The 17,526-nt window shown below is 33.7% G+C and carries 17 protein-coding genes and 1 CRISPR repeat array; of the genes, 10 read left to right on the plus strand and 7 right to left on the minus strand.

The annotated features are described in order from the left end of the window. Positions 1-69: 69 nt before the first annotated feature. The 10 genes from CDOM16189_RS09570 (at position 70) to CDOM16189_RS09615 (ending at position 13,123) form a co-directional block, all read left to right on the plus strand. Entirely contained in the window at positions 70-759 is a 690-nt protein-coding gene (locus CDOM16189_RS09570) for a CRISPR-associated endoribonuclease Cas6 (RefSeq protein WP_170001003.1), read from the plus strand. A gap of 105 nt (positions 760-864) precedes the next feature. Continuing rightward, positions 865-2,655: a TM1802 family CRISPR-associated protein gene (locus tag CDOM16189_RS09575; protein ID WP_170001004.1), complete on the plus strand. Its 1,791-nt coding sequence runs from the start codon at positions 865-867 to the stop codon at positions 2,653-2,655. Then, positions 2,648-3,568 (plus strand): type I-B CRISPR-associated protein Cas7/Csh2, encoded by a 921-nt coding sequence (cas7b, locus tag CDOM16189_RS09580; RefSeq protein WP_169975687.1) that lies wholly within the window; start codon positions 2,648-2,650, stop codon positions 3,566-3,568. Before CDOM16189_RS09575 ends, cas7b begins: the two co-directional genes overlap by 8 nt. Beyond that, positions 3,569-4,279 (plus strand): CRISPR-associated protein Cas5, encoded by a 711-nt coding sequence (cas5, locus tag CDOM16189_RS09585; RefSeq protein WP_169975689.1) that lies wholly within the window; start codon positions 3,569-3,571, stop codon positions 4,277-4,279. It abuts the gene before it with no gap. Continuing rightward, positions 4,272-6,461 (plus strand): CRISPR-associated helicase Cas3', encoded by a 2,190-nt coding sequence (gene cas3 / locus CDOM16189_RS09590; RefSeq protein ID WP_249321686.1) that lies wholly within the window; start codon positions 4,272-4,274, stop codon positions 6,459-6,461. Before cas5 ends, cas3 begins: the two co-directional genes overlap by 8 nt. Beyond that, on the plus strand, positions 6,461-6,958 hold the full coding sequence (gene cas4 / locus CDOM16189_RS09595) for a CRISPR-associated protein Cas4 (protein WP_169975691.1): 498 nt from the start codon (positions 6,461-6,463) through the stop codon (positions 6,956-6,958). The genes cas3 and cas4 overlap by 1 nt, the downstream gene beginning before the upstream one ends. An 8-nt stretch (positions 6,959-6,966) precedes the next feature. Further along, a complete protein-coding gene (cas2, locus tag CDOM16189_RS09600; protein WP_169975693.1) occupies positions 6,967-7,245 on the plus strand; it encodes a CRISPR-associated endonuclease Cas2 in 279 nt (92 codons plus the stop codon). Positions 7,246-7,253: 8 nt separating this feature from the next. Further along, positions 7,254-8,252 carry a CRISPR-associated endonuclease Cas1 gene (gene cas1, locus CDOM16189_RS09605; protein ID WP_169975695.1) on the plus strand — a complete coding sequence of 333 codons (999 nt, stop codon included), beginning with the start codon at positions 7,254-7,256 and terminating at the stop codon, positions 8,250-8,252. A gap of 137 nt (positions 8,253-8,389) precedes the next feature. Then, positions 8,390-11,349: a CRISPR direct-repeat array (repeat unit 29 nt; unit sequence GTTAGAATTTGCCTTTTAGGCTTTGAAAC). 361 nt (positions 11,350-11,710) lie between these two features. Next, positions 11,711-12,448, plus strand: a complete 738-nt coding sequence (locus CDOM16189_RS09610) for a hydroxymethylpyrimidine/phosphomethylpyrimidine kinase (protein ID WP_169975696.1) — start codon at positions 11,711-11,713, stop codon at positions 12,446-12,448. Positions 12,449-12,559: 111 nt separating this feature from the next. Then, positions 12,560-13,123, plus strand: coding sequence for a class I SAM-dependent methyltransferase (locus CDOM16189_RS09615; RefSeq protein ID WP_169975698.1), 564 nt, complete (start codon positions 12,560-12,562; stop codon positions 13,121-13,123). A gap of 43 nt (positions 13,124-13,166) precedes the next feature. On the opposite strand, the gene CDOM16189_RS09620 is transcribed toward CDOM16189_RS09615, so the two are convergent. From CDOM16189_RS09620 to CDOM16189_RS09650, 7 genes are all read right to left on the minus strand, one after another. After that, a complete protein-coding gene (locus CDOM16189_RS09620; protein ID WP_169975700.1) occupies positions 13,167-13,592 on the minus strand; it encodes an RDD family protein in 426 nt (141 codons plus the stop codon). Between the two features lie 77 nt (positions 13,593-13,669). After that, the gene (pyrE, locus tag CDOM16189_RS09625) at positions 13,670-14,278 is read right to left on the minus strand and encodes an orotate phosphoribosyltransferase (protein WP_169975755.1); all 609 of its coding nucleotides are present in this window, start codon (positions 14,276-14,278) and stop codon (positions 13,670-13,672) included. 123 nt (positions 14,279-14,401) lie between these two features. Continuing rightward, positions 14,402-14,959 carry a ribosome recycling factor gene (gene frr, locus CDOM16189_RS09630; RefSeq protein ID WP_169975702.1) on the minus strand — a complete coding sequence of 186 codons (558 nt, stop codon included), beginning with the start codon at positions 14,957-14,959 and terminating at the stop codon, positions 14,402-14,404. Continuing rightward, complete coding sequence (locus CDOM16189_RS09635) at positions 14,949-15,920, minus strand: polysaccharide deacetylase family protein (RefSeq protein WP_169975704.1); 972 nt, start codon at positions 15,918-15,920, stop codon at positions 14,949-14,951. The genes frr and CDOM16189_RS09635 overlap by 11 nt, the downstream gene beginning before the upstream one ends. 15 nt (positions 15,921-15,935) lie before the next feature. Then, entirely contained in the window at positions 15,936-16,283 is a 348-nt protein-coding gene (secG, locus tag CDOM16189_RS09640) for a preprotein translocase subunit SecG (protein WP_169975705.1), read from the minus strand. 63 nt (positions 16,284-16,346) lie between these two features. Then, on the minus strand, positions 16,347-16,736 hold the full coding sequence (locus tag CDOM16189_RS09645; RefSeq protein ID WP_169975707.1) for a thiamine-phosphate pyrophosphorylase: 390 nt from the start codon (positions 16,734-16,736) through the stop codon (positions 16,347-16,349). Position 16,737: 1 nt separating this feature from the next. Beyond that, a complete protein-coding gene (locus CDOM16189_RS09650) occupies positions 16,738-17,439 on the minus strand; it encodes a Bax inhibitor-1/YccA family protein (protein WP_169975709.1) in 702 nt (233 codons plus the stop codon). Between the last annotated feature and the right edge of the window lie 87 nt (positions 17,440-17,526).

The raw sequence follows: 17,526 nt of genomic DNA on the forward strand, positions 1-17,526 counted from the left end.
TAAAGTTAATGGTTTAAAAATTTATCTAACATGATCTATAATTTTGTGTGAAAAATTTAAAGGCCAAATATGCTTATTATAAATTCTAAACTTCCTACTACAAATATTAAAGTTGCAAAAATTTTGCCAGAGCTTATACAAGGCTTAATATATCACAACTTGCCAGAAAGCGAGCATATCGGATATAGACATAAAAAGACAGGCAAAATATTTAAGAAAACAAATTTTGATTTTAGCTTGAGGGGTTTAAGTTTACGGATAAGATTTACCTCTTGCGAGCCAAAATTTGAAGAGCTTATAGCTATGGAGATTTTAAAAAACGGCCTAAAACTAGGTGAAATTCATCTGCTGGACACTAACATATCAATATCATCTCATAGAGTTAATGAGCTAGAAAGTAATAGTGTTTTGTTAAAAGGTTATGTAGCTTGCGCTATACAAGGGCTTTTGGGATATAAAATCTATCTTGAGCCTCAGGATTCAAGGCATCTTGAAATGATGAAAACTAATGCATCGCAGAGATTTGATACTATAAAAGGATATGAATATGACGGCGAATTTGAGCTTAATTTAAAATGGCAAAACCTTTCTAAGCCTGTTTTATTTTATTATGGTAATAATAATGCGCCAATGCGTGCATGGCAGGCCATATGGAAAATAAAGGCCAGCAGCGAGATGATAAATTTGATGCTCGATACAGGCGTAGGAGGCGGGTGTATGAGTGTGGGAACCGGATTTTTGGAGGTTGCGGAAAAATAGAAACATTATATTAATAAATTTAAAAAAAAAATAGTTTTATCTTTATAAAATTATTTTATAAAAATCAGGTATAATTTCATATAAATTTTTATTAAAGGTTTTTTGTTGGGCGATATTATAAAAATTTTATCTGCCATAGGATCAGCTTACAGGCAAGATGAAAAGCGTATCAAGAATAAAGTATATGAATATGATAGTGTAAAGGCATATCTTTGTGATATCAAGACACAAACAATATCTCCTAAATTTTATATTCCACAAGATAATTCTTTTGATGATGACCTGGTGATTTGTAGATTTGGGGTGGGATCAAATTCTGGAAATTTATTTCCAAACTCTCAATTTTTATCAAAAGAAGTGAATAAGGATGAGGCAAAATTTATAAAAGCTTCTTTAAGATCCATTAAAAATCTTTTATCGTATTTTGAGGATGAGGAGATTAAAAACAATGATATTTTAAGTATATTATCTAATATTGATGAGAATTTTTTTGATGGTATAATCGAATATATTAAAGGGCTTGAAGAATACAAAGATAAGAGCAAGAAAGTAGCTACATTTTTTTGTCTGTCTTTTGATGAAAAACCCATATCTGCTTATTTTAAAGATATTTTTGAAAAACATATAAAAAAAGACCAAAAAGAAGAAAATATATCTTATGGGTATGATATTTTAACAAATGAGCAAGGAGTGGGAGCTGATGCTAATTTGGCATTTTGTTCAGTAAATGAATTGCCGGATAGTTTAAAAAGTATCAAATCAAAACTACTGCCATTAAATTCACATAGCGCAAATAAAGTTAGTATAGGTTTTTTGGCTGTTGATAAAGAGCTTTCACATAATTTTTATGGATCTAAGATGGTTATTTTGCCAACAATTATCTCAAAAGACGAAAGGCTTTTAAGAGAGATTTTAAAAATTTTAGAAGATACAAAAAAGAATGATATTGAGCAGGCAAGGCAGTCAGAGGAGATTATAAATTTTGCACTTGAGAACGTCGCAGAAAAAGAAAAAGATATTCCCGTATTAAATACCATACTGTTTTATAATAAAAGCAATTCGGCTATTGATGTCTTGCTTCAGATAGATGATGTTTTGCCATCTTATATATCAAAAATTGCAAATAAGATGGCAAGCTGGGGCATAAAAGCTTTTAAGCACAAAAATGCTAAAGAAGATGGTGAAATAATATATCTTCAGAATCTTTTTAACAATAGTCTTGAAATTATGAATTTTTTATTGTCTCAAAATAAAACTGACATAGATATCATGATGCAAAAATATTTTGAGCTTATATATTATGGAAATGTTAATAAAAAGTATCGTTTTATTGTAGATTGGAGTAAATATTTTAATAACTACTATCCACAAAGAAGTATCGAGTCTATAGCAAAGTATCAAAATTTATTTAATGAAATAGATGTTTTAAATAATAAAATTACAATCCAAAAGGAGTGCAATTTGGAAAAAATAAAAGACAAAAAAGAACTCATAGGTTTGCTTATTCAAGAAAATGAATTTGTAAAAAATAGCAGTATTTTGCAAGGTGCATATCTATTAGGCATGATGTCTTCAGCACTTATTAAATGGCAGTATGCGATAAGCAAAAGTACATCTTTTTCAAGATGGCTAAACAATATTGGAGTTATAACAAAAGAGTCTTTGGAGAGAATTTGGACTAAGTGCTATGAGGTGCAAGGCAAACTAGAAAATACAGCAAAGCATTCTAGCTCTAATATACATGATATAAAAGAGTGTTCAAAAGAGGTTTTGTCAAGCGCATTTTTATCAAAAGAGGTGGTAAAGAGCTCCTATGTTACTCTTGCGTTTGCAATGGGTGGAAGTGATTTTAATAAGTTTATAAAAGATGAGAAACAAGGAGAGCAAGATGAATAAAAAAGAGATATTGTTTTTGTGGGATGGTGAAAACTTTAATCCAAATGGAGATATGCTAAAGGAAAATGCGCCAAGGGTTGATGACGAAACAAATATCGCAGAGGTTACCGATGTCCGTATAAAGAGGACTATTAGAGATGAAATTATGAAAAAAGATGAAAATTTAATATTTGTTAAAGAGTACAAAAAAGAGGAAAATATTTTAGATTGCAAAACCGCAATAAGAGAAGTGATAAATATCAAGCAAGATAAAGCTAAAATAGAAAGCGATATTTTGTCTAAATTTATAGATATTCGAGCATTTGGTGGAGTTCTGCCTATATCAGATAAAGATGAGATGAAAAAAGACAAAGATATCAAAACGGCGGGTATCCAGTTTACCGGACCTGTTCAGTTTAGAATCAGTAAATCTTTGCACAAAGTCCAGGTACAGCACATAAAAGGCACAGGGGCTTTTGCTAGCGGAAGCGATAAAAGCGCAAAAACTTTTAGAGAAGAGGATTTTTTAAGCTACGCTATATTTGCAACTTATGGTATTTTTGATAATAACAATGCTAAAAATACTAATTTTAGTGAAGATGATGCAAGCGTAATTTTAAGGGCTTTATGGAATGGTACAAAAAATCTTATAACTCGTTCAAAGATGGGTCAAACACCTAGATTTATGTTGATAGTAGCATATAAAGATGACACTTTTGCGGGCGATTTAAGTAATAGTATAAGGCTAAAAAGTGATAAAAGCGACGAGGCTATAAGAAGCATAAATGACTACACTGTAGACTTTTCGAGTTTAAAAGCAAAACTTCAAAGATATAATGAACATATCCAAAAAGTCGAATATATAAGTGATTTTGACTTTGAAAAAAATAATGCATCTGAATTTGACATGAGTTGGCAAAAAATAGGATTTTAAATGAGTATCGTTGCCTTTAGATTAGTCGGTGATTATGCTCACTTTTCACATCCTGCGACTATTTACTCTAGTCTTACATATCCTGTACCGCCAAAAACTTCTATTATGGGTTTTTTGGGGGCAATAATTGGTGAAAAGGAGTATTATAAGCTTAATAATATTAGATATAGCGTAAAAGTTAATAACCAAATATCTAAAAAGAGCTTTGTTTTTAACGGTATCAAATTTGCCCTTTCATCAAACATGCACATAAAAGAAGGCTATCAGGATTCAAGCGAAAAAAAGCAGTTTTATAGAGAACTTATAAAAAATCCCGATTATACAATTTTTTTGGATCTAAAAAATTTGGATGAGAGATATAAAGAGTTAATAATTAAAAATATAAAAGAACACAAGAGTGTTTTTACTCCGTATCTAGGAATAAATTTTTGTATAGCTGATTTTGAGTATATGGATGTAAAAAACTACTCTTTAGTGGAAGAGAAAGAGAGCGAGATAGATACATTTGGTGTGCTTGATGATTTTATATTTGATCCACAAAATTATGATGTAAAGCTTACAACTGCACGTATGGCTTGCTCTTGTGAAGAGTTTAGGGTGTTTAAAGATTTTAAAGATTTTATTGTAAAAATTAAAGGTGAAAAGCGTATAAAATCTAAAAATAATGGGAATATTTACAAGATAGACGAGAATAGAGTATATTTTGTTTAGTGAGTTTTTGTCCCATCCGGATAAGTCCTTTGTATCACATATAACAAATATGCTATATGCAAATGATGATGATGCACAAAGATATGTCAAGTTATTTCATGATATAGCTAAACTCAAGTCTGATTTTCAAAAGTATATTAGATGTGGAGATGCTAAAGGGCTTGAAAAAGACCATTCTCTTCTTTCTGCATATATATTTCTTTTAAATTCCTCTCTAGATGAATTAACTAGTGCCTTTTGTTTTTTATCTATAGTTTCACACCATGGAGATGTAGATAATTTTTATGAGTTGATAAGTCCAAATAAAAATTTTGGTTCTTCGTTCCAAAATTCAAAAGAGCTAAAATTTTTGGATGAAGTGGTAAGCAAAGCCACTGGGTTAGATATTTATAAAAATATAAAAACTAACGAACAAGAGCTTATAACAAGAGCAAAAAATATTTATTATTTTATACTAAAAAATAAACTAAAAGGCTTTGGCTATAATGATTTTATAGAGTTTAAGAGGATTTATTCGTCTTTAATATATGCAGATAAATTTGAGGCTATTTTTAGTCAAAAATATGAAAGCTTAAGTCCTGTCAGTATTAATGAACTGGACTCTTATATAAAGCATCTTGAAAATAAAAATTTCAGCTATAAAAGAAGTGAATTTAGAAAATTTGTATTAAATAATTTTGATAAAAATCATAGTCTTTTTACACTAACTGCGCCAACTGGTTACGGTAAAACTTTAACCGCTTTAAATTTTGCTCTTAAATTCCAAAAAGAACGACTCATATATGTTCTCCCCTTTACTTCCATAATAGATCAGACATATGAGATTCTAAACGAAATTTATTACAATAGTAATGAGATATTAGTATCGAAAGCACATCATAAAACAACTGTCGATGAAAATACTCCAGAGGATAGATACTCAAAGGTTAAATTTTTAATGGATTCTTTTAGTGCTAATATAAATGTAACAACCCTATATCAGCTTATTTTTGCCATATTTGGTAATAAAAATAAAGATAATGTTAAATTCAATCAGCTTAAAAATAGTGTAGTTATAGTGGATGAGATTCAAGCTCTACCATATAAGATTAGGACCGATTTTATAAGGCTTTGCGAGATTATTTCAGAAAAATTTGCAACAGTTTTTATATTTATGTCCGCAACTATGCCTCTTATAAAAAGTAAAAAGTTTAGAGAAATTTCTGACCCAATATATTTTAAAAATCAAAACAGATATGTTTTAAAATGGCTTGATATAGGCGGTATTGAAGCAAATTTAATATGCAAAATCAAAGAGAGTGCAAGAGATAAAAATATTCTAGTGGTGGTAAATACTATTAAAAAAGCGCAAGAGCTATTTTTGCAATTTTGTGATGAATTTGAGTGTTTTAGCTTAAATGGGTATATGCATGATTATCATAAACAAAAGACAATAAAGCACATTAAAGATGCTATAGATAAAAATAAAAAAGGATTAGCAAGTCCGATTTTGCTTATTTCTACTCAGTCTATTGAGGCGGGAGTGGATCTTGATTTTGATATAGGTTTTAGAGAAATTGCTCCCATAAGTTCAATAATACAAACAGCAGGGCGTATAAATAGAAATTTTAATACAAAAGGTACTCTTTATGTATTTGATGATATTTGTGGCTATTCTGATACAATTTATAATGATTTGAAGAGAATTGGTGATAATATTTTAAAAGATACGCTAATGAAAAATGATATAAATGAAGACGAGATAGTTGTTTTGGTGGATAAGTTTTTCAAAAAAGTGGGTGAGAATTTGGAGATTCCCTGTCTTGAACAAGAAATAAAAGAGTTGGCATTTTTTGACATAAACACGTCTGTTGAAAATATCTTGAAAGATGACTACAAGACCTTGGTTATTATGGAGCCTGAAAACGGATTTATCAAAAATATTGAGACTGAAATTTTTGCTTTAAAAAATAATCATAATATTGATATATTTAAAAAAAGAGATATGCTAAAAAATATAATCAAGAAAATTTCAAGATTTGGCATCAATATTACCAGTAAAGATATGAAAAATCTACGTTTGTTTGAGATAAAGTGTTTAAAAAATATATTTTATCTGCCGTTTGGCGACACTATGTACAATAATTCTTTTGGGCTAAAAAAGGATATTAATTTAAATGTTACAAAAGAGATGTTTGAGTGATGTTTGATCAAGACGAAGTGACTGGTACCTTGGTAAATTATTATACGACCTGTAAGCGTGAAGCTTGGCTTTATGCACACCATATATATCCTGATCAAGAGGATGAAAATATGGCTTTAGGTAGGACAATAGCGGAGATAAAAGAGCAGAATTTACAAGATTTTGCCTTTGCAAATCTAAAATTTGATAAACTTTCAAAAGAGCGCGGACACTATTTGGTAACCGAATACAAAAAGAGTTTAAAAAATCCGGAAGCAGGCAAGATGCAGCTTTTGTTTTATCTCTATCTTTTAAAAATCGGATTAAGGCTAAAAGAGGTAAAAGGCAGGCTGATAAGCGGCAAAAGCGCGTTCTTAGTAGATGCAAGTGAAGAAAATTTAAATATGATAAAAGAGATTTTAATCGATATAGAAAAACTTGTAAATATGCCAACAGCCCCAAAATTTGAGTATAAAAAGATATGCGATAATTGTGCATATAGAAATTATTGTATGTGAGATAAGCTTTGTATGTAATACTATTTTATGACATTATGGGCGCAGAGTCTAAAGAGAAAAACAATGCAAATCGCATAAGAAAAGCAGTGGAAAAATATCTGCCGCGCGTGCAGTTTTCTGTTTTTGAGGGCGAGATAAGGCAGAGTGATTTTAAGAAGTTAGCCGCAATCTTGCAAAAAGAGTGCATAAAAGAGCTTGATTCCATCATCATATACACATTTAACTCGCTTAAATATTCAGATAGAATAGTAATCGGGCAGGATAAAAATCAATCACTTTTTAGCTAGGATAAAATATGCAAAAAAATGATAGAACACACTTTATTTTAAATCCTGGGCGATTAAGACGGCAGGATAATAATATATATTTTGATAAATATGACGATGAAATGTCGGTTGTAGCGACTAAAATTTTGCCTATTAATGCTGTAGACGAAATTTATATACTGGCAAAAGTTGATATGGATAGCTATACTATGGCATTTTTAGCCGACAATAACGTGCTTTTGCACATATTTAGTCCCTATCAGAGCTTTCGTGGCAATTTTTTTCCAAATACTTCAAATTCAGTAAATAAAAGCGGATTTGTGCTTTTGCAGCAATTAAGATCTTTTGACGATGAAATTAAGAGAAGCTATATAGCTAGAGAGATAACAAGAGCCCATATTTTAAACGATGCACTTAATTGCAAAAGACATGGAGTAAAATTTGATACCAATCCTCATATATCAGCACTTGAAGTCGCTAAAACAATACCTGAAATAATGGCCGTTGAGGGTTCTTTTCAAAAGTTATATTATGAAAAATGGAATGAAATAATATCTGATCAAAAGAGCTTTAAATTTACAGTCCGCTCCAAGCGCCCTCCGGCCGATAAGATAAATAGTTTTATAAGTTATGTAAATACGCGTATTTACAATGTGTGCTTGAGTGAAATTTATAAGACCGAGCTTGATCCTAGGATTGGTTTTCTGCACGAGCCAAACTATCGCTCTTTAAGCTTGCATCTGGATTTGGCTGAGATTTTTAAACCTATTTTAGGTGATACTCTAATATTTTCGATGTTGAATAAAAAAGAGATTACTGCAAAAGATTTTGAGACTAATGCCGGAAGAATAAAATTTACAAATGATGCAGTGCAAAAAATAGAGATGAAAATGATATCTAAATTAACGGATCAGATAGAAGCAGGAGGACAAAAGCTTACATGGAGACAGATTATTCGCAGAGAAGCAAACCGGCTTAAAAAATGTATATGCGAAAATGCACCATACGAAGGTTTTGTATATCAATAAAGCTTTGCTTAAGATTTTAAAATACTCGTAATTTTGGGCCTTGCGTATTTTAGCAATATCAATTTTAATTTATTTATAAGGTAAATGCATATAAACTTTTATCTACAAACTACCTTGTAGTTTTATATTTGAGTGCTGTTAGAATTTGCCTTTTAGGCTTTGAAACCCGCGCGATAGATAGCTCAAAGCGTCTATTTTCTAAGTTAGAATTTGCCTTTTAGGCTTTGAAACTCAAAAAGGTAATCAATTTATAAATTTAATCAACGATGTTAGAATTTGCCTTTTAGGCTTTGAAACTATAATCGTTCCGATGTTAAATCTTCAGATTTTGGAGTTAGAATTTGCCTTTTAGGCTTTGAAACCCTATTTTTTCAACTGTAGCCCTTTGTAAATTTAGGGTTAGAATTTGCCTTTTAGGCTTTGAAACATTCGCTTGAAGTCCATTTGCCGGCACCTACTCCGTGTTAGAATTTGCCTTTTAGGCTTTGAAACTCTATAACGGTTTGCGTGTTTTTTTCGATTTCCGGTTAGAATTTGCCTTTTAGGCTTTGAAACTGCTTTCAAGATTTAACATTATGCAGCCTCCTTGACGGTTAGAATTTGCCTTTTAGGCTTTGAAACTATGAGGGGGCTAACTCTATTGCTGATGGACTCAAAGTTAGAATTTGCCTTTTAGGCTTTGAAACTGCTCATTTGAGCTATTGGTCTTTCAAACTCATACAAGTTAGAATTTGCCTTTTAGGCTTTGAAACAAAAATTTCAACAAACACCAATCCTTGATTTTTTTCAGTTAGAATTTGCCTTTTAGGCTTTGAAACTGTGTTCGTTTATGATGAACTTCACGCAGCTAAAGACGGTTAGAATTTGCCTTTTAGGCTTTGAAACTGCTATAAAAACTATCAATGAAGCACAAAAACCTAAGTTAGAATTTGCCTTTTAGGCTTTGAAACATGAAACAATCCAAAAACTAAGAGAATACCCAGATAAGTTAGAATTTGCCTTTTAGGCTTTGAAACTCCACTCAGCGCCTTTCCATGCAAAAAAGCCACAAGGTTAGAATTTGCCTTTTAGGCTTTGAAACAAAACAAGACCAGCTCTTTCGTATTTTTTTCTATTTTGTTAGAATTTGCCTTTTAGGCTTTGAAACTTGTATTGCGTTTTTCGTGTTTAACCGCTGTTTTATAGGTTAGAATTTGCCTTTTAGGCTTTGAAACTAAGATAAGCGGGCTAAAGCCATTCGCCGATGGCGGGTTAGAATTTGCCTTTTAGGCTTTGAAACTCAACGATCTAAAAATTATGGCCTTAAAAGCTAAAGTTAGAATTTGCCTTTTAGGCTTTGAAACTAAATGAGGAAGGACTATCAAGCTCGGCTAAATTTTAGTTAGAATTTGCCTTTTAGGCTTTGAAACTGGTATTTGATAAGCCTCTGCTTGATGATTTAAAAAGTTAGAATTTGCCTTTTAGGCTTTGAAACAAAGAACATGTTGATTTCGATTTACATCTCATACTAGTTAGAATTTGCCTTTTAGGCTTTGAAACTCTTTAGAAACGTCAGCACCTACAAAAAAATCTTTTTGTTAGAATTTGCCTTTTAGGCTTTGAAACGAAGAACACGCGATAACCGATCACTTTGACGGGGTTAGAATTTGCCTTTTAGGCTTTGAAACTTTGATAGGAAAAACATCGCTTTTTTTGTTTTATGGTTAGAATTTGCCTTTTAGGCTTTGAAACAATGTGAATATGTAACACTAAAATTTGACAAATAAGGTTAGAATTTGCCTTTTAGGCTTTGAAACGTAAAAATAAGCGTTGAGATGTTTTGATTTTGTATCGTTAGAATTTGCCTTTTAGGCTTTGAAACTTCAAAAAAAATAGAAGATGCTTGGGGCAATATCTACGTTAGAATTTGCCTTTTAGGCTTTGAAACATACTTAAGCAGGGTCTCTTGACCCTGCTATATACATGTTAGAATTTGCCTTTTAGGCTTTGAAACTTGCCGTTACTACTACACTCAACGTCACTTATAACAGGTTAGAATTTGCCTTTTAGGCTTTGAAACAGCAAAATTTCACAAGAACATTTAAAAAGAGCAGAAGGTTAGAATTTGCCTTTTAGGCTTTGAAACTGGTAAATGTCAAGATGGTTTCAGTTTTCCATATAGTTAGAATTTGCCTTTTAGGCTTTGAAACTATATAGGAGAAAGGGGAAATAGAAATAAAGTAAAGTTAGAATTTGCCTTTTAGGCTTTGAAACAATGGTGATTGCGGTTCGTATTTTGATGGCCAGCACGTTAGAATTTGCCTTTTAGGCTTTGAAACCCGCCCGACTACGTAGATAAATTAAGGGCGCAATATCGTTAGAATTTGCCTTTTAGGCTTTGAAACATGGATGAAAAGAAAACCGCTGAAGCTACGGAAACCTGTTAGAATTTGCCTTTTAGGCTTTGAAACTCAATAGTGAAAGAACAAAAACAAGCCTACATCGGTTAGAATTTGCCTTTTAGGCTTTGAAACTGTTAATGAGCGCAGTCAATGCGGAAAATGAAGCATGTTAGAATTTGCCTTTTAGGCTTTGAAACCCGTAGCACAATCATTCCGATTACTAAGAGCTGGGGTTAGAATTTGCCTTTTAGGCTTTGAAACCGTCTTGTTTAGTTTATATTTTAGCTCCATACTTGAGTTAGAATTTGCCTTTTAGGCTTTGAAACTCATCTGTTTTATGTGATTTTCTTTTTGGGCTTTTTAGTTAGAATTTGCCTTTTAGGCTTTGAAACTTGAACTCTTGAGCTGAAATTTCTACTGCTGAGCGTTAGAATTTGCCTTTTAGGCTTTGAAACTATCAGCTAGTGCAACAGATGAAATGGCTCAAGCTGGGTTAGAATTTGCCTTTTAGGCTTTGAAACAAACGTAGGCATATTTCGTTGTAGCGTCTGCGTTTTCGTTAGAATTTGCCTTTTAGGCTTTGAAACAGAGAAACAATAAAGGGATTATTATGAGTGAAATTTGTTAGAATTTGCCTTTTAGGCTTTGAAACTGCCACGATTGCATTTTAACCCCTGATAACATTGAGTTAGAATTTGCCTTTTAGGCTTTTACTGAATAGATAAAAATAAAAAACAATTTGGAGGTAATTAAAGCATGACTTTAAAAGAAGTGAGTGAAATAACACAAATACCTTATTCAACTTTGGCATATTGGAATAGATGTAGCGACTATAAAAAGAGCCTCATAAATTTTCTAAAAGCTAGTGATAGATCAGTACTTTTAATGTATTTTCAAGAAAAATCGCACTCTAAAAAAGGTGCTAAAATTTCTATTTATAATTTTATTTTTTGAATTATCATTGTTTTTAAATAGAAAATTTATGTATCGGATAAAACTTGACATATTTGAGATTTTATATATATTTTAAATTTTATTCATATAATATTATTTTAATTTGCTATCCAAAGGTATTAGATGAAAAAAATTTTAATCATCGCGGGCTCTTGTAGCAATGGTGGAGCTGGAATTCAAGCTGATATCAAGGCTTGCTCACATTTTGGTTGCTATTCAGCTACCGCAATCACAGCACTAACTGCTGAAAATTCCAATAAGATAAAGAATATAATTTCGCTTGATGCAAATTTTGTAAAAGATCAGCTTGATATGCTTAGTGCCGAGTTTGATTTTGATGCTGTTAAGATCGGTATGCTTTTTAATAAAGAGATAATGGATGTAGTGGAGAAATTTCTACATCACAATAAGGCTCCTGTGGTTTTAGATCCTGTATGTGTATCAAAGATGGGGCATAGGCTAATTAAGGATAGCGCAATTGAGAAACTAAAGGAACTTATGCGATTTGCCACTGTGTCAACTCCGAATTTGCGTGAAGCTAAGGTGCTTTTTGGTGGTGATTTTTCAAATTTGCCTTGCGATACCGTAGTAAAAAAGCATATATTAGATAATAAAAGCATAGATATTCTGTATGGCAAAGACGGAAGTGTAAGTAGTTTTGAGACTCTTTTAGCCGATCCTTTGGTTATTATTGGGGCGGGATGTACTTTTTCTAGCTCATTGGCTTGTCTTTTAGCTCAAGGAAATAGTATAGAAGATGCTATTAAAAAGGCAAAAGAATATATTTATAATGCTATTATAAGTGGAGTTGATACAAAACTAGGCTCAAGAAAACTACTAAACCATGGAGCAAAAGCCTAATATTTGGCTTTTCTTTCAAAATAAATACACTTTTATTTTGAATATAGTTGATAAAGACTATTAATTTAAATTTTGGTTACGAAAAAGTATAATCCAAGCAAAGGATCTTTAATGCTAGATTTTATAACTAAGAAATTTTCTAAGCCGGAAGGTAGGTTCTCCGGACTATTTTTAAATCTTATGAACAAAGGACACAAAAAAGCTGAAATTTGGGCACTGTCTAAGATTGAGATAAAAGACGATATGTGCGTGCTTGATGTCGGTTGTGGAGGAGGGCTCAATCTCAAAAATATCGCAACCAAACTAAAAATCGGACAGGTTTTTGGTGTGGATTACTCTAAGGACTGCGTAGAATATAGTAAGAAATTTAACCAAGAAGCCGTTAGTGATGGTAGGATGCAGATACTGGAGGCCTCGGTTGAAAATTTGCCTTTTGAAAACGGTAAATTCGATATTATAACTGCCTTTGAGACGATATATTTTTGGCCTGATTTAAGGCAAAATTTAAAAGAGATATACAGAGTTTTAAAACATGGTGGCTCGTTTTATATATTCGCAGAATTGGCGCTAGATGAAAAAGCCAAAATTTGGGAGAAAATAGTACCAAACATGCGCGTTTGTTTGGCTGATGATCTTTTTGATATGTTAAAAGAAGCTGGATTTAACAAGACTTAAAATATCGCGCATGAAAACGGTAGATGGAATTTATACGTCGCGATTAAATAGATTGCTTTTTGCTAACGGCAGCGGAGTTTGTAAGCAGATCGTGTAAATTTAGCTTGTCTTTGCGGAAAAAGCATAGACAAATTCCAACTAAGCTAAAGCCTGCTAAAACAAAGCAGATATAGCGAAGCAGAGCGTGAAAGAAGCCTAGTTTTTGTCCGTTTTTTAAATTTACAAGGTAGATATCTTGGCTTTTGTAGCCCGGAGTTTGCGCTTTGATGCTTTGAAAAAGGCAGATGATAACGCCGAATAAAAAATTTGTGATAAAGATCGCCAGCTGGTTGTTTTGAAACTCGTTTTTGCCGTCTAAAACGGCATAAGTCGTGATGTAAAGAATCGGTATAAGTATGAAAAAAACATCGGTTATAAAGGCTTTTATGCGTGAAGGAATGCTTGCGATGACTGCTTTTTGCTTTGCCAAATTTTCTCCTGTTTTGATATGAAGTCCGTGCGGTTTGGCAGAGCTAAATTTATCCTCGCCAAGCCTGCACGGAAATTTTAGTTGCCTCTGCTGCCGGGTTTTATGGCTATGCTACCGTCCTTGCATAGTGGGCAGTTTTGCGGTTCGTAAATTTCAAATTCAAAATTTCCAAGCGCAAATATCGGCAGATCGCTTGGCAGCTTGCAGCTTGGCTTTCGCTCACTCTTTAAATTTGTTAGCGGACAAAAGCCTCGGTTGGCAAGTGCTGCAAATGCAACAACTTCTCCGCCAAGATCTTTTATGATGTTTGCCGCCTCAAGTGCAGAGCCACCAGTAGTGATGATGTCTTCGCAGATGATAAATTTCTCGCCCTCATGCACCTCAAAGCCGCGACGCAGAGTCATCACGCGATCAACTCTTTCTGTAAATATAAATCTCTTTTTTGCTGCGCGAGCAAGCTCGTATCCTGCTAAAATTCCGCCTATCGCAGGCGAGCACACAGTGTCAAATTTCACCCCAGACTCAGCTATCACGCGTGCTAGTTCCTCAGCTAGTTTGCCCGCTATCATCGGATTTTCAAGAACTTTTGCGCTTTGCAGATAAAACTGTGAATGGTTGCCGCTCGTTAGTAGAAAATGCCCCTTAAGATAAGCGCCCGCCTCTTTATAAATTTGCTCTAAATTCATCATAAAAACCCCTTAAAAATTTAAGCAAAATCTTAGCAAATAAGCACTTAAGTTACAATAACAATTATTATATTGGATTGGTTTCAAAGGAGAGAATTTGCCCGTTAAATACGGGCAAATATCTTATATCTTAAGAAGTTCGGTCTCTTTTTCTTTGACTAAAGTATCGATTTTAGTTGTGTATGTGTCAGTGATTTTTTGAACTTCGTCGTGAGCTTTTTTACTCTCGTCTTCGGTTATCGCTTTGTCTTTTTCAAGTTTTTTAATCTCGTCGTTCGCGTCTTTTCTTATGTTTCTAACACTTACTTTTGCTTTTTCGCCCATAGCTTTTGCGTGTTTTGCGTTTTCTTGGCGTTGCTCAACCGTCATCGGAGGGAAAAATAGCTTCACACTCTCGCCGTCGTTGTTTGGAGTTACGCCGATGTTTGCCGCAGAGATCGCTGCCGTGATAGTTTTTAGCATAGATTTCTCCCACGGAGTTATGCTAATCGTGCTTGCATCGCTTGTTAGCACGGTTGCAACTTGGTTTAGAGGAGTCGCGCTTCCGTAATAATCAACAAAGATATTATCAACTATGCTTATGTTTACTTTGCCTGTGCGAAGGGTTGAGAAATCGCGCTTAAGGCCGTCTATACATCTATCGCAAGACTCTTTTTGTTTGTTATAAATTTCATTCAGCATTTATGTCCTTTACTAGAATTTTTGTTGTCGTTTTGCCGTTTACTTTTAGGCTCATTCTTACTTTGTATCTGTCGATCGGCTCTTTAAATTTGATACTCATAGTGCCATCTTGAAGTTTTACCTTTTTAGTTCCTCTGCCCGTAGCTGAAAAATGTCCGAAAGAGGCGTTTTCTTCGGTTTTGATGATGACTTCGTCTATTTTATTATTTTTCGGATAGTCTTTTGGCATGACCCATTCGGCTTTTAAAAACTTGATAGCAAGAGCAGCCTTTAGATCGGTTCCATCCATAAGCGGGGTTCTATCAAGTTCAAGTAGGTCGCTACCTTTGCCAACTGCACTTGAGTTTTGAGCTAGTAAGACTTCAAGCCCGTATTCTACGGACATATTTCTTACTTTATCATTGTATTCTCCGTATGGATAGGCAAAATACTTTGGCTTATAGCCCATGTGCTTTTCAAAAATTCTAATACCGTCTTCAAAATCATATCTTAATCTATCATTGCTAAGTCCCACCATGTGAAGGTGTCCGTATGAGTGATAGCCGATTTCGCCGTATTTTGCAGCCTCTTTGATCTGCTCAAAAGTCATGAAGTCGCCGTATTTTTTAGCACTTGCTTCAACATAAACCATCAAGGCAAAAGGATATCCGTACTCGATAAATATCGGAAGCCCGTTTTCATAAAAGCTCTTGTATCCGTCATCTACCGTTAAAACTACCCATTTATCAGGAATTTCTTCGCCGTTTTTAAGCGCATCAACCAGTTTTGAAAGCGGCACGACCTCGTATCCGTTGTTTTTGAAAAAGTCAAACTGCTCTCTTAAATTTTCATTAGAGATATTTGTGCTTGGATGCCTTGGATCGTTAAATCTGTGATAGTTAAATATATGCGCATCGGCCCAAAGAGAGCCTGCTGCAAGCAAAAACGCTAGGCAAAATTTTAAGCAGATATTTTTAAGCACTTTTTATCCGTAAAGTTATTTTGTAGGTGCAGCCGGAGCGGCAGGAACACTTGGTGCGACAGGCGCGGCCGGAGTTGCGCTAGGAGCCGGAACTGTGATGTTTTTCGTATCTACGCTATCAATTAGCGATTTTTTTGTTTGAGTGTTGTAAGTGTAACCTAAGGCAAGCGTGTTTAAGATGAAAATAACGCCGACTACAAAGGTAAATTTAGCCAAAAATCCCGCAGGGCCCTTTGCACCAAAGAGGCTTTCGTTACTTCCGCTATATGCGCCAAGTCCTATCGAAGAGCTCTTTTGAAGCAAAACGGCAACCGTTAGAATCGCTGCTAAAATGAATTGAAAAACCAAAAAGAATGAACTCACAAAAAATCCTTTAAATTTGAAAATAATTAGTAGCGATTATACTAAAAAAGTTTTAAAATTTCTCTAAATTTCTTTTTCGATTTCGTAAAGGTCGTATCTGATGGATTTAAAAATTTCCGAATTTGTAGTGTCGATAAGCTTAAAACACTCTTCCAAAACTCTTGCGCTCTCTTGCGCTCTCTTTAAATTTGCTATTTGTAGATCCGCTAAATTTGCTCTATCAAATTCGCTTTTTACGCTTGGTTTTAGCACATCATTTTTAGCGTCTCTAAATTTGATAAATTCGCTTGAGTCGATTTTGGCTTTGTGCCTGAGTGTTTTGATTTTAGAAGAGAGGACAAAGTCGTCAAAGACATATCTTCTGATGTCCTCAACGACTCTTAAGCCCTCTTTGAGTCTATTTAAATTTGCGTCAATTACTCTGTAAATACGCTCATTTAAATCGCTGCTCATTTTATTCTCTATTTAGGATTCCTAAAATTTGAAGCAGTGAAGTAAATAGATTTACAAAGTCAAGATATAGTGCAACCGCTCCTTCTATCGGAGTTTCGTAGTTGCCGCGAATGATATTTTGTGTATCGTAAAGGATATACGCACTAAATAAAATCGCGCTTACGCTTGAGATAACAAGCTGAAAAATCGGGCTTTTGAAAAATAGATTCATAATGGCCGCTACTATTACTACGATAAGCGTGATAAAGAGCATTTTACCCATAGCCGTAAAATCTCTTTTTGTATTCATCGCAAACACGCTTAGAGCACCGAATGCAACAGTCGTAAGCGTAAATGCTTGAGCCACTATACTAGCGCCGCCCGGCATCGCTAAAACCGAAGCTAGAAGCGGAGTAAGCGTAAGACCGCTAACAAACGTAAATGCAAAAAGCAATACTAAATTTAATCCCGCTTTGCGTTTAGCCGCGATAAGACCGAATAAAAGCCCCAGTTCAACTACGACAAGACCGATGAATAGAGGTAAATTTCCTATAAACATATGCGCTATGCCAAGACCGACATATGCTCCAACGCTTGCTGCCAGAAGTGAAGCGGCAAACAGCTGGTAAGTCTGCTTGATAAACGTGCTAAGCGAGCTTTGAGAATACTCTCTCGCCAACTCTTGTTCGTGTGAGTTTGCATAATTTCTATTGTATAAACTCATCAATTCTCCTTATGTAATTTTTTATAAATTTATCCAAAAAATAGTAAATAAAGTATAAAAGATTTTTTAAAACCACCAAAAAATGTT

Source organism: Campylobacter sp. RM16189, from assembly GCF_012978815.1.
Lineage (GTDB): Bacteria > Campylobacterota > Campylobacteria > Campylobacterales > Campylobacteraceae > Campylobacter_A.

Bases quoted from the DNA above. Each gene is read 5' to 3' on its own strand.
- CDOM16189_RS09570 (WP_170001003.1), top strand. From the start codon at position 70: ATGCTTATTATAAATTCTAAACTTCCTACTACAAATATTAAAGTTGCA.
- cas7b (WP_169975687.1), top strand. From the start codon at position 2,648: ATGAATAAAAAAGAGATATTGTTTTTGTGGGATGGTGAAAACTTTAAT.
- cas5 (WP_169975689.1), top strand. From the start codon at position 3,569: ATGAGTATCGTTGCCTTTAGATTAGTCGGTGATTATGCTCACTTTTCA.
- cas4 (WP_169975691.1), top strand. From the start codon at position 6,461: ATGTTTGATCAAGACGAAGTGACTGGTACCTTGGTAAATTATTATACG.
- cas1 (WP_169975695.1), top strand. From the start codon at position 7,254: ATGCAAAAAAATGATAGAACACACTTTATTTTAAATCCTGGGCGATTA.
- CDOM16189_RS09610 (WP_169975696.1), top strand. From the start codon at position 11,711: ATGAAAAAAATTTTAATCATCGCGGGCTCTTGTAGCAATGGTGGAGCT.
- CDOM16189_RS09615 (WP_169975698.1), top strand. From the start codon at position 12,560: ATGCTAGATTTTATAACTAAGAAATTTTCTAAGCCGGAAGGTAGGTTC.
- pyrE (WP_169975755.1), bottom strand. From the start codon at position 14,278: ATGAATTTAGAGCAAATTTATAAAGAGGCGGGCGCTTATCTTAAGGGG.
- frr (WP_169975702.1), bottom strand. From the start codon at position 14,959: ATGCTGAATGAAATTTATAACAAACAAAAAGAGTCTTGCGATAGATGT.
- CDOM16189_RS09645 (WP_169975707.1), bottom strand. From the start codon at position 16,736: ATGAGCAGCGATTTAAATGAGCGTATTTACAGAGTAATTGACGCAAAT.
- CDOM16189_RS09650 (WP_169975709.1), bottom strand. From the start codon at position 17,439: ATGAGTTTATACAATAGAAATTATGCAAACTCACACGAACAAGAGTTG.